Here is an 11,742-nt window from a genome sequence, read left to right as displayed (position 1 = left end):
CCGGCCGCCGCGATCGCGCGGTGAGGCACGTCATCGCCACACTCGTTCTCGCGTTAGCTCACAACATCCGCCCTGGACGAGAGGTACTGTGCCATCTTGCCCCTGCATTCCGGGTATACCTTCGCCACATGTGCGCGCGGCGCTGCAGTCAGTGTTTTGCCGCTCCAATGCCTCGTCCACAACATCACGCCAGACTGACATTCTTTCGGACGGCACGCCTTCCACATGACCAATTTTACCGTGGCCACGCAGTCAGGAGAGCGCAGGTACCTGCGCACGCATTTTGGGCGATTGCTAGCTGGCCCGCAGCCTCGTGCTGCCCGATAGCAACAGTTCGTCCGCAAACGCAACAAAGAACAATAATGAAAAGAACTTCGAACTCACGACGTCAGGTCTTCGTGTGTAATCGCAGTCAGGAGCCTACTCGTGAAAGTTCACAGCGCGCCATACCTCTCATTGCTCACGAGGCATTCGTGCCATGCCGCACTGTTGCTCGGCTGCCTGACAAATCCCTGCACGGCGCAGGCGCCAGCAAGTACACCCGGCACACCCACAGCTGACGCGCCGAGCTACAAGGTCGGCGATACGTGGACCTTCATATGGGGGCGAACTGACTCCAGCTCCGGGACCCCTCTGGTTGTGACGGTAGTAGGAGTAACAGAGACGCAGACGACGATGTCGTCTTCGTGGAACGGCGGCCCCCCAAAGGAAAACCACTACGACAATCAGGGCAACCTGACGCGGGATGGCAACGGAACAACGTATGAGCCAAGCAATGGAACGCTGAGTTTCCCAATGACTGTGGGAAAGAGCTGGGACTTTCATCATGTCCGGCGTTTCACGATCGGAACCATTGATGTCAGCGGCCACGACGAAATCGTTGCGTTCGAGCGGGTACGGGTACCGGCTGGTTCATTTGACGCCTACAAGATAGTCAGCCATGGGGTGAACGCCAAACGGCTTGATCGCCTGTACGACGCGCCTTTTACCGAAACCTACTGGTATGCGCCAAGCGTTAAAAAGGTCATCAAGTCGGATTACGTGTTGTATCTCGATCACCGGGCGCTGCTGACCCGTACGTCCGAACTGGGTGCTTTCTCACTTGCTCCGTAACGTTACCTGGCCGCGACGTACGCTCTGGTAGGTCAGTGCCATGCTGCACGTCGATTTTTGCCGCCGACAGGCGTTCGTGGTTCGTAGTGGCGATTGACGGTTAGTTGCATCCGGTACTCATGATTCCCGGTGCTGTTTGCCCGGGAGTCCCACCTGACCAGGAAGCTTCGCCGCGCGGCACACAGTCTTGCGCGGACGCGCCGTTCCGATGAGTTTGTCCGCTGCGCAGCGTCGGGCGAACTCATCGGAGTGATGGAGGACCGCCGGAATCATCACACTGGGCGGCCGCTTTCGTCTGGACCCGCCACCGAACTCGCTGACCGATCATGCAAATTAAATCGGGTGGTCGCTCTTGATCCCGGGGTGACGATCTCAATATGACGTGTCAAATCCAGATCAACCGCCTGTCGGACATGCCCAACAAGAAGAACTCTCGATCCACGCGTCGGCCAGTTGCCGGAACGCACGCAAAGTCGCTCTTTCTCCCGATGCCCCGCCACGAAGCCTCGGATCTCGCACTGCGTGCACGGATCGCGCTTGAGCGTCTGCGCAATGGTGAGGCGGACCGCTCCCTCATCAATCTTGTCTCGCAGGTGGCTATCATCACGAGCTACATTGCCCGGGCGGGACATGGACAGATCGATATCGCGGAGGTCGAGTGCGTTGAGCGTGGCCTCGGAGAGGTACTTAGCGAGGCCGATCACACCGGAGTGTGGCAAGTGCCCGAATCGTTGATCGTGGGACTCACCACCGTGATTAACGAGTACGACCGCCAGCTCTGCGCGACCCGGATGGAGATCGTTGTCCGGGCGAGCGATCATCTTGGAAAACTTGTGGATCTGGCTGCGAGAGACACGCACACCAACGACAGTCAACTCCAGGTTGCACGGTAACTTCACGTCGGATCGCGTGCCGGAATCACGGATCGGTTAGCGCAACGTGCGTCGAAGCTCGCCGGAAAACGATACGTATGTGCGTGAGAAGGTCGCACGCAAACGTCATACGGTTGGTTCCCGCCAGCCCGATGGTAACCAGCCACCATAGATGGAGACCAAACCCCAGCGCGTGCGTCGCGAGGGTTTGTGGATCGCGAGCAGCACACCCTGCAATTACGTGCGAAAGCGCGCAAACGCTCACAACAGACAATCCAGTAACGCTCAACGCAACAGGGACGCGTGTATCCCGCGCTACACTGCGTCCACAACGCTGCATAGTCCTGCGCGCGACAAATGTGCGGCTGACAACCACGTCCCCGAAAGAAAACAACATGGAAATTCGCGTCGCTTACGAACATAGCCTGGCGTCCGCGCCGGAAGAATTCATCGTTCAGGTGCCCTCGCAGCTCGTGACCGATATTCCCGCGAACGTGCCGCGCGCGCTGTTGCCGGAGTTCATCACCGGCCTGATCGTCGAACGCTCTCCGACAATAGGAAAGATTCGCAATCTCAGGATTCTCTAGCAGACCCGCGGTGACACCTGCCTGACGAGGGGCGTTGTTGCGCGGCCTCGAAAAAACTCAGAAAAGACTTTGTTGCCTGATATCGCGCGCTGGAGGCAGTGACGGTTTCTGGCGTCGTGCGCCTGCGCGTCGGCGAGTGAGACGACGTACGTGGGCAACCAGAACGAAATGCTCATCCGCAAAGCTGAGCGTGAGCCTGAACTGCATCAGCCCATCCGGTCCAATGCCGGGCTGCACCCGCAGGGAAGCGCGCATGTCGAGCCGCCGGGCACGGTCCACGAGCTGTGCGCGACTCATGCCCGGCCACGCGAGCGAGATCAGCCGACTGACCGCCGAAGGAACCGACTCCGGTGGACAATCAGCCGGCAACGCCAGAGAAACAAGCTCGAAACGGTGTGGCATGGGGTTCAAGGCGCGCGGATCAGTGTCCGCGCTTCCGCATGTGCATATTTGGCGTCGCCCTGACGAAGGCGACGCGCAAAGGGCCCTGAGTGATCAGTCGTAGCGGGACGCCAATGCACTGCGTTCGGCATCTTGCTCCGCCAGCTACGACTGGATCGCCCGTTACCCGTTACGCTGCTGCGACTTCAGGCGTCGCTGCAGTCTCAACTGCGGCCGGTGCCTTTTTGGCTGCAACCTTGCGCGGTGCCGAAACCTTTTTCGCGGGTGCTGCAGCCTTGCGACCGCGCACACCCTTTGCCGGAACAGCCGCTGCCCGGCCAGCCTTTTTCGTCGCGATCGTCGTCTTCGCTGCCTTTTTAGCCACGACACGTTTCGCGGCAGCCTTCTTGGCAGGAGCCGCCTTCTTCGCGGGAGCCGCCTTCTTCGCGGGAGCCGCCTTGGCGCCGGCGACCTTTGCCGTTGCACCGGCTTCAATCAGGAATTTCGAACGATCCTTGACATCGCGAATCCAGAGCGGTGCCAGGCCACGGCCCGACCACGTCGCGCCCGTTTTCGGATCCGCGTATTTCGGCGCAACATGATGCACGGCGGCACGCGGGGCTTTTGCTGCTGCCTTCGCACCCGTAGCCGGCTTGCGTCCGCGTCGTTTAGCGACAAAACCTTCAATATCAGCAACAGTCAGTCCGTGCCTTTGCATCAGCTCACGGATTTTGGTCAGGCCCACCGACGACTGCTTTTCGGCAATCGCTACTGCCTGCTTCTGGAGTTTTGCAATTTTCGAGTTGATTGCGTCCAAGGTAACCATATCTATTCCTCCCTGTGGGGTTTACCGTCCATGCGATCCTGGAACTTCCCTGGCTTATTTCCCAGGCACTTCGAAGTTCGGTCTGCCCGTCAGAATTGACGCCATCGTCGCGGTCGTGATTATGACTTCATCAGTACGCTCGTGCAAATTGATCGCACGGTGCGCAGCGATTTAAAATGTCACTGTAGATTAAAATTGAGCTGCGTCCAGTGTTGCCTGCGGGTACTACAACGCTCCTTCGTTCGAATGCTACCTTGCAGCAAAGTACTCAATTCTCAATTGTCCAGACATGTACCCACGCATCGTCGATCGTGTGAACGAAGCCCCTCTTCGTTCTACACGATGAATTGTTCGCGCTACAAAAGATGACGTAAGGTGCGCAGGCAAACCTGGCGTCGCTTGCGGATTGATTTATACTGGGTTCACACCGGTCGCCAGTCGCGACACCTGCCGTGTGCCGTTCCCAGCAAAACGATTAAAAGTGCTCCACCCTCTTCGCGCCTGCAGCATGGGCAGCGTTGGGTCGCGTGGTATCCTGGCGGCACGCGATTTGCAATTACCTGCTCAACAACAGATTGTTGCGCGGAGAGTACACCGAATGGATGAAAGAAAGCGCGAAAGCATCGTTGCCTATCTACGGCGGCGGATGGATGAATTTGGAATCAAACCGGAAGACATCGCCACGTCAATTGCGGCAGATCAGGAGCGGTTGCGGGCAGTGCGTTTCCGCGACGCCTCTGGCAATTCATGGGACGGCAAAGGCGCCCCGCCACAATGGGTAGTTCAGGCGACCAGCGCCGGACAGACTCTTGAACATTTTGCAATTGATTCGGCATCGACCCAGGAACCAGGCAAACGCGCCGGTGCCGACTGGCGCAACGACCCGTTTGCCGGCACCAGACTGGCGAAAATCAAAACAGAGGGCGTTGGCGCCTGAGAGCTGAACCGGAACCAGCTAGAATCCAGCGTCAGGAATGACCTTCACTACCCTATCGGTGCCGACGCTTACGCGAATTCATTCCTGGCAGATAAGGAACACATATTCTGTTACAGGGTGAAAGGCTGCGCCCATTTCTGGACGCAAGAAGTTGGAATTCCGGAGTCTGTCCACGTTAAGGGCAACGGTTGAATCATGAAAACATCAGGAAAACCTTGCGCATCGTGTCCCTGGCGTCGCGCTGTGGGTGCAGGAGATATTCCAAACTTCGATCTCGCTCTGGCAGAGAAGCTGGCCGATACGTGCCCTGATGACCGCGGCATGGGGCCCGACTTTGGAGACAGCCTGTTTGCGTGCCATCAATCCAGGGAAGGAGAGGAATTCGCGTGCGCGGGATGGCTGGCGAAAGTCGGACACTGCCATCCCGCAGTGCGCATGGCAGTAGTCTCTGGTCGACTTGATTCGGCGGCACTGGAGCCTGGCGTAGACTGGCCGGAGCTGCATGACAGCTATCGGGAAGTGCTGGACAAGCTGCGTGCAACGTCGAATTCTGAAGACGAGGCCAAAGAAGATGAGTCTGCAGTGAAAATCGGGTGATCCAGCTGCCTGCCCCGGTGATGATCATCGAGCCCGCTGCGCGAATGGGCTCCAGTAAGTCGGCCGTGCTTACGTATCACCCAGGATAGCCCGAATTCTCGGATCGTATGGCACTTTCAGCACTTCCGCGACAATCGCCGAGCCGGCTCCGGGGTGGGCGGGATTAAACAGATAGTTGTACGAATGAGGGAGGATGGCGCTTGGAACCTTGAGGAGCAGTTCCTGCCCGGCTGCCAGCCATTCGCTACCGGCGGCCTGCGTCCAGTCCGCGTTCTCACGCCAGTCATCCGGGATCACGTTCGCCGTGAGTTCCGCGATCGCGGCGCCCTCCGCAATTTCCACGCGAAGCAGTTGATAGTTATCAGGCAACGCCTGCGGGGACCCGAATTCGTGGTGCACCATGGTCTCAAGCAGCGCAAGCGCGGGATTTTCCGCCAGATAAACGACGGGTTGCCCCCGATAATGCCACCGGCCAGACGCCCTCAACCCGCCGATGCCGCGAAGATCCGCGTAATTACTGATCCTCCAGAATTCCATCAGGCGAAGTACCCCTCGTCGATCTGAACCAGTGCGTCCTCGACGAGCCGTGCACCGTGTTCAGTTGCGGCCATCTCGAGCGGCGTTTTCCCGGCGAATCGCTCTTTGCTGCCGCGAAGCCAGTTCATGGCTTTTTCCGGGTTTCCAAAGACCGTCTCCGCCTGTGCAACGATCCTTGCAAGGCGGATGGCCTTGTCCGACTCGTCAGTCGAGAGCCGCTCACCATTCTGGCGACGATGTGAGAGCGTTCGACGTGGAATGATGAAGAGCAGCTCTTCGGCCTTGAGGCCGTGCTCGCCCAGGCGGTCGAGCACCTCCACGCCGACGCGCTCGGTCGCGAGCGCAGCAAGGTCATTGCCGGATCGGATGTGCGCCTGGAGCAGGTTTCCCAGCAGCGAGAACTCGGTATGCCGCGGGTTGACCCGTCCAGTGGGACGATATTCAACGGTAGCCATGGACCCTCCAAGCAGAATGCCCAATCAATACGGGCATTTTGCCACAGATTGCGCTTGCCTGTTGTGCTGTCTGCGCTGCGCCGACTGCGCGCGACCGCCACTTGCAGCAAGTCCAGTCCCCGCGGCCCCGCACAGCCGACCGGCGCCTCCGGCGTGACTTTCCAGAATAGAGCGGCTTCGATACAGTATTTTATGGGGCAGCATGCCGTAGCCACTACTGGACGTCGAGGCAATCCATCCCGATCTGTGGCGAGCCTCGCAACTGGCTTCGGCGCACGGCCGCACGGTGACGAGCGGACACGAGGCGCTCGACGCGGAGTTGCCGGGCCGATCGAGCATCAGAGGGTCGGCTTACCGTCCTCGGAGGGCTTCGGCCAATCCTGTGCCGGTCGATCGGAGTGCGCCTGCGGCAGTGGATCGGCGGGCGGACAGGCACCAGACGTGCCGAGCGCGTCCAGCACCTGCTGGTCGACGCGAGCGTGGCGATACTGATCCATCGCCCGGTTCAGTCGCTCGTCGCTGAACTGCACGCGCAGCCCGGCGTCCACGGCCACCCTCGCGGCCGCCATCTGGTGCGCGTCGTCGCCAGTCAGTTCGAGCGTGCGGCCGAACTTGCCCTGCGCGAGCCGCAGCCCGGTTTCGATGGCGGACCGCTCCGCCTGCAGCACCTGAACGCTTGTGCCACGATCACGAACAATGTCGCGGCCGTCATGCCGGTAGGTAACGTCGCCACGTTCGTTGACCGACCAGGATAGGCCCGGCGAGCGGAAAATGATCGCATTGTATTCGTCCTGCGCGTGCTGCCGTGGCGTGTTCGGCCGGATCACGTTGAACGCCTCGCCGCCGATCCCGGCATCGACCTTGACCGCGCCCGATACACGCTCCGGGCCCGCAGTGCGTCGCAACTCCTCGAGCGCACGCTCATCACCCTGCTCCGCTCGTGTGCGCAGCCAGCCGGAAAAGCTCGGGCCGCCTGCGGCTCCGAATTTTTCCTTGAGTGCCGCCCGCTCACGTGCGATCGACTCCCGCAGCGCGTCGTCGCGGCCCAGTTGCCCGGCGCGTGCGAGTGAGGTCGCCGCTCGTCGGCCAGCCGGTGTGAGTCGCACATCCTGCCGGATTTCCGCGCGCCTGGTGTCGAACGCCGCGCGGATCTCAGCGCGGCGCCACTGTTCATTTGCGCGCTGCGTGAGCCACGCGTCGCTACGGGCCACGACATGCGCTTCGCGCGCGACCGAGTATTCACGCCAGAGCGCCGCGCGTGGCAGCTCGCGTGGAGCCGGAACCGGCTCACCGGCCTGCTGTCGCTCATACACTGCGCGTAGCAATGGTGCGGCTTCACGCCACGACAGATTCAGTTCTTTAGTCAGGAAGTCCGACACGTTGAGGTTGCGCGAGCCCGCGCGGATGCGATCGGCGCCGTCGCGGCCCGTCGTGACCGCATATTTCGCGGGCCGCACGCCGTGCGTGTGCGACAGTTCGGCAAGCAGGCGACGGGCATCAAGACCCTGGCGAATCTCACGAAACTCAGCGTGCTGACTACCTGACTCATCACGCTGCCGCAGCTCGCGCGCGAGTTGCGAGACCACGCTGTCCGAGACGCGCCCCGTGTGTCGCGGTGTGGCATACGTGGCGTCGTCGGTGTGAGAGCGGCGCGACCGGTACGGTGGAGCATCAACCGCCAATGCGTGCGGCGTCCGCAGGATTGGCCGGCCTGCCTCGAACTCGAACGACGCGTCGATCGAGTCGAACCGGTCTGGAAACGCGTCTCGCCGGTTGCCGGAAAACCAGCCTGGCGGCGACATGCCGGATGGTGTCCATGCCGGATGCGACCGCATCATTGGCAGGCCGTCGAACGGATCGCCGAACGCATAGTGCCTCTCAAGCGCACGGTGGTACGCGTCCAGCCCGTCGACTGAGGGGGCGGCGTGCCCTACTCGTTGCGCTGCAGGCTCTCCATCGCGATCTGTAGCCCGTCGCAGGCCGTGCGCGGATACGGTGCCGTCTGGCTCCAGCTGGTGAAACGCATGATGCGGCAATAGCACTGCAGATCGATGTCCGATGCCGTCCACAGGGCGGCCGGGCACGTTTCGCACAGCGTTGAAGGGTTCGGGCGCCGGGTACGCCCCACCTGGGATAAGGTCAAACTCGGCATCGAGCCCGCCGTATCCATCGTCGAAGGGTTCGGACGTGTCGAGTTCTGTTTCGCGCCCGCCTGTCCCGTCGACTGCGTCGGGCGGCTGGGCGCCGAATTCAAATGTGCGTCCGCTTCTGTGAAGATGTCCTCCGAGGCTTGGGAGGGAGTCGTCTGCTCGTTCATGATGTGCCTTCAGATGTTGTGCGTAAAAGCCGCGTTCAAGATCCACAAGCATCAGTTCGCGGTCGTGAGGCGAGGATTCCTGGTAACGCTGGTACTGACGGCTACCGCTGTTGAGATACTTCACTTCGCGTGCGCGGGTGGTGTACCACTCATCCAGCACGGCCGCTATGTGCGCTGGTGTGCGTCTGGGCGCAACGCCAGCCTCATAACGGTCGGCCGCATCTGCCGACAGCGCCTGCAGCTTCTCAGCGGTCGGCAGTGCGATGAATTCAGGCGTGAATACGTATTCCTTGAGGTTCACGCCCTTGTCGGCGCCAGCCGGCTTCACATTCAGGTAGGCGCTGTCGAGACCGGTGTTGCGCATGCGCACGGCACCGTACTCGTGCAGCAGCGCCATGAAATCCGCATGGGTCTCTATCTGGCGATCCAGCACCGCGTCAAGAATCTGTTCCTTCAGCTCGCGACTGTTGGCACGGAACAGGTCGCCACGGTAGCGGCTGATCATTTCTGATGCGTCGGTCAGCAGCGTGCGCCGGTTGTCTTTCGGACTCGCAAGGCCATACTGCGCGTTGACATGCTCCTGGAACGCGTCGATGAAGCTCAGGTTGGAGCGCACGTAGCCGAGCGGTTCCAGGTGACTTTCAGCCAGCAGGTTCCAGCGCGGAATGACGATATGGATGTGTGGCTTGCGCTCAACCAGTTCGCCAGTCCGCTGGTCCACATAGCTCTTGATCCGGGGCAGGTGTGCCTCGGCATAGAAGCTGTATTCGTCCGGGCGGTAGGCGTGCAGCGCGAACGCCTCGAACTCCCGGACGATCTGAAACATCGTTTCCCGGGCGACGTGATCCTCCTTGAAGGAGAGCGTGATGGACAGGTAACGTTCGACACCGGGTGCGGCATTGATCGACTGGATCACTGCGTCGGTCAGGTCGAGATCACCGGCGAGCACCACACGTTCATCAAGGTCGTCGCGATCCAGGTCGCGGCCGACCTTGCGGCCTTCCTCGAGATACTGCTTCACGCCGTCGTGACGGCCGTCCACTCTAATCAACACGATGGAGATGGGCCTTCAGCAGTTGCGTGATCAATTCCAGCTCGTCGACCAGGGCGACAAACGTGGATTCGGATAGCTGGCCAGCCACGCGCGCCGTATTCGCCACGTGGACCAGCTGGTTCAGGTTGTTGCCGGTCTTGTTGATCACGTACATGATCCGTTGCCGCTCAACAGTCGTGGGTGGACGCGCGACGATCTGCGTGCGGTTCGTCAGGATGCATTCGCGCAAAAAAACGGATGGACTCATGCCGGAGCGTGCGACCTTTTCATTGAAGACCTGCCACTGGTCGTCGGTGAGCCTCGTGCTGACAGGCCTGCCGAGCGCCTTTTGCACTTTTTTGCGACCACGGCGCCTGGCTTGCGCCACAACATTGAGATCGTCTGCGCTCATCGCATGTTTTCCGTTACCAGAGAGACATCGGGCGGCGAACTGCTGCCGCCGGCGTGCAACAGTCAGGGGCCGTACTGGGTTCGCCCGTATTGCGAATTGACTGGCCCCTTCACGTCACTCCCGGCCGACTGGCACTGGTTCAGGAAATCGCCTCGCGCGTTGGCCGTGCCGCCCTCATCGAAGTGACCGTGGTGAAAGCGGACGATGGAAAAGTAGCCCGCCTCGTATTCGGCGCATGTCTTGCCGCCATTGCCACCCATGATCAAACCGGCAAGACAGAGCACCGCGCCACACGCATCCTGGTTATCATCGGCGTGCGACGACGGCGTGGCGAGCGCACAGGCCAGTGCCGCGCTGCACAGCGCGGCCGCAATCGACCGTCGTTTCATTGCGTTCATGATCTAAGGTTCCCCTCCATGAGATGCGGTGGTTTTCGGCTAGGTGAGCGTGTGTGCCAGACGGGCAACGACCCAGATGAGCGCGGCGCCCGCGCAGAACGCAATGCCCATGAAGGCGACGAGCGAACCGGTTGCTGCAACCGCCGGATTCGTGGGTACGACGCGACCACGCGATTCAACGGCAGCCCGCAGCCGCGCCAGTTCGTCCACGACATCCGCGGTTGCCGCACGTCGCGCCTGGTCAGCCGCCTTCGCGGCCACCTCGCCGATGAACGCCTGGCGCGATTGCGTAAGCAGCTTCGTCAGTTGCGTGTTCTCCTCGCGCAGCGCCTGCACCGTCGCGGTCAGTTTCTGGTCGGTCGACTCCATCAGCGCGACAACATGGTGTTGCGCATCCACGACCTTCATCTGCTCGATCAGGATCTCCGCGAGCACGGCCAGCTCGTTCGACGCCGGCATCGTGGCGATCACCTGGCCCAGGCGCTCAGACGCTCGCCCGGCGTGATCCGGCTGCGGCGTCGGCTCGTTCATGCATCGACCCCTGCCATCAGTGCGGTAAACGCCTGATCCATCAACGGCTTGATCGACAGCGCCTTGCGCTTGAGGCCAACCAGCCTCACGAGACGGTCCTTCTCAGAGGCGCTCGCAGCGTCGATCAGCTGCGCCTTGTAGTCCACCCCGTCTGTCGCAATATCGTGGATCGTACGACCGGCGGCCGCCGCAAGCGTAAACACGTCGTTCTTTGGGATCAGCGCATCCTGATTCAGTTCGAAAATCTGCTCCCTCTCATGCAGTTCGAACAGTTGCCCGAAGTGCCGGCGCAGCGTTACCTCGCGGTCCTCGCTCCTGACCAGATCGACCTTGTTGAGCAGCACACGGATGCGCCCAGGCTCGACGCCGAGATCCGCGAGCATGTTGATCGTCTTCATGGAGTCCTTCATCTGCTTGCTCTCCGGTTCGACCGGCACAACGAAGCACGCGTAATCCTCCTGAGCCCCTTTGGCACCATTGAGGCGGTTGAGATACTCCTCGACGTTCGATGCACCGATATCGACCAGCAGATCACGGCCGCGCATCAGCTCGTCATGCAGTTCGTCAAAGCGCGCGGCAATCATCACCTCGACCTTCGGGCCGGCCGAGTCATCCGTATTGATTGACTCAATCTGGCGTACCGACATGGACGGCAGCCTTGGCGCGAGCAGTTCGCGGGTCACGGTAGTCTTGCCGACGTTGCCTGAACAGTTCACGATAGCCATACTCATTTCGAAATCCTCATC

Annotated in this window: 13 protein-coding genes; 5 read left to right on the top strand and 8 right to left on the bottom strand. The window is 60.9% G+C overall.

Translation table 11 applies throughout. From position 1 onward, the window contains the following. Positions 1 to 675: 675 nt before the first annotated feature. The 3 genes from AB4Y42_RS39735 to AB4Y42_RS39725 all read left to right on the top strand — a co-directional run bounded on the left by AB4Y42_RS39735 (position 676) and on the right by AB4Y42_RS39725 (position 2,572). On the top strand, positions 676 to 1,113 hold the full coding sequence (locus tag AB4Y42_RS39735) for a hypothetical protein (RefSeq protein WP_368697342.1): 438 nt from the start codon (positions 676 to 678) through the stop codon (positions 1,111 to 1,113). Between the two features lie 377 nt (positions 1,114 to 1,490). After that, positions 1,491 to 2,006 (top strand): hypothetical protein, encoded by a 516-nt coding sequence (locus AB4Y42_RS39730; RefSeq protein WP_368697341.1) that lies wholly within the window; start codon positions 1,491 to 1,493, stop codon positions 2,004 to 2,006. A gap of 374 nt (positions 2,007 to 2,380) precedes the next feature. Then, positions 2,381 to 2,572, top strand: a complete 192-nt coding sequence (locus AB4Y42_RS39725; protein WP_368697340.1) for a hypothetical protein — start codon at positions 2,381 to 2,383, stop codon at positions 2,570 to 2,572. 571 nt (positions 2,573 to 3,143) lie between these two features. On the opposite strand, the gene AB4Y42_RS39720 is transcribed toward AB4Y42_RS39725, so the two are convergent. Then, entirely contained in the window at positions 3,144 to 3,779 is a 636-nt protein-coding gene (locus AB4Y42_RS39720; protein WP_368697339.1) for an H-NS histone family protein, read from the bottom strand. Positions 3,780 to 4,287: 508 nt separating this feature from the next. Between AB4Y42_RS39720 and AB4Y42_RS39715 the strand changes: the two genes are divergently transcribed. After that, positions 4,288 to 4,716: an H-NS family nucleoid-associated regulatory protein gene (locus AB4Y42_RS39715; protein WP_368697338.1), complete on the top strand. Its 429-nt coding sequence runs from the start codon at positions 4,288 to 4,290 to the stop codon at positions 4,714 to 4,716. A 195-nt stretch (positions 4,717 to 4,911) separates the two neighbouring features. After that, positions 4,912 to 5,313, top strand: coding sequence for a DUF6283 family protein (locus AB4Y42_RS39710; RefSeq protein ID WP_368697337.1), 402 nt, complete (start codon positions 4,912 to 4,914; stop codon positions 5,311 to 5,313). Positions 5,314 to 5,382: 69 nt separating this feature from the next. Here the strand turns inward: AB4Y42_RS39710 and AB4Y42_RS39705 are convergent, their stop codons facing one another. The 7 genes from AB4Y42_RS39705 to stbB all read right to left on the bottom strand — a co-directional run bounded on the left by AB4Y42_RS39705 (position 5,383) and on the right by stbB (position 11,727). Next, the gene (locus tag AB4Y42_RS39705) at positions 5,383 to 5,853 is read right to left on the bottom strand and encodes an RES family NAD+ phosphorylase (protein ID WP_368619014.1); all 471 of its coding nucleotides are present in this window, start codon (positions 5,851 to 5,853) and stop codon (positions 5,383 to 5,385) included. Beyond that, positions 5,850 to 6,305 carry an antitoxin Xre/MbcA/ParS toxin-binding domain-containing protein gene (locus tag AB4Y42_RS39700; protein WP_368697336.1) on the bottom strand — a complete coding sequence of 152 codons (456 nt, stop codon included), beginning with the start codon at positions 6,303 to 6,305 and terminating at the stop codon, positions 5,850 to 5,852. Before AB4Y42_RS39700 ends, AB4Y42_RS39705 begins: the two co-directional genes overlap by 4 nt. A 338-nt stretch (positions 6,306 to 6,643) precedes the next feature. Beyond that, the gene (locus AB4Y42_RS39695) at positions 6,644 to 9,664 is read right to left on the bottom strand and encodes an LPD7 domain-containing protein (RefSeq protein WP_368697335.1); all 3,021 of its coding nucleotides are present in this window, start codon (positions 9,662 to 9,664) and stop codon (positions 6,644 to 6,646) included. A 1-nt stretch (position 9,665) separates the two neighbouring features. Continuing rightward, positions 9,666 to 10,067 carry a plasmid mobilization relaxosome protein MobC gene (gene mobC / locus AB4Y42_RS39690; RefSeq protein WP_368697334.1) on the bottom strand — a complete coding sequence of 134 codons (402 nt, stop codon included), beginning with the start codon at positions 10,065 to 10,067 and terminating at the stop codon, positions 9,666 to 9,668. 62 nt (positions 10,068 to 10,129) lie between these two features. Then, complete coding sequence (locus AB4Y42_RS39685; RefSeq protein WP_342925288.1) at positions 10,130 to 10,465, bottom strand: killer protein; 336 nt, start codon at positions 10,463 to 10,465, stop codon at positions 10,130 to 10,132. A 39-nt stretch (positions 10,466 to 10,504) separates the two neighbouring features. Beyond that, entirely contained in the window at positions 10,505 to 10,996 is a 492-nt protein-coding gene (locus AB4Y42_RS39680) for a hypothetical protein (protein ID WP_133189209.1), read from the bottom strand. Then, entirely contained in the window at positions 10,993 to 11,727 is a 735-nt protein-coding gene (gene stbB, locus AB4Y42_RS39675; RefSeq protein WP_368697333.1) for a StbB family protein, read from the bottom strand. Before stbB ends, AB4Y42_RS39680 begins: the two co-directional genes overlap by 4 nt. Between the last annotated feature and the right edge of the window lie 15 nt (positions 11,728 to 11,742).

This window comes from Paraburkholderia sp. EG286B, assembly GCF_040965655.1.
Taxonomy (GTDB): Bacteria; Pseudomonadota; Gammaproteobacteria; order Burkholderiales; family Burkholderiaceae; genus Paraburkholderia.
Note: the sequence above shows the minus strand (reverse complement) of the source record. Positions and strands in the feature narration are given on the sequence as shown.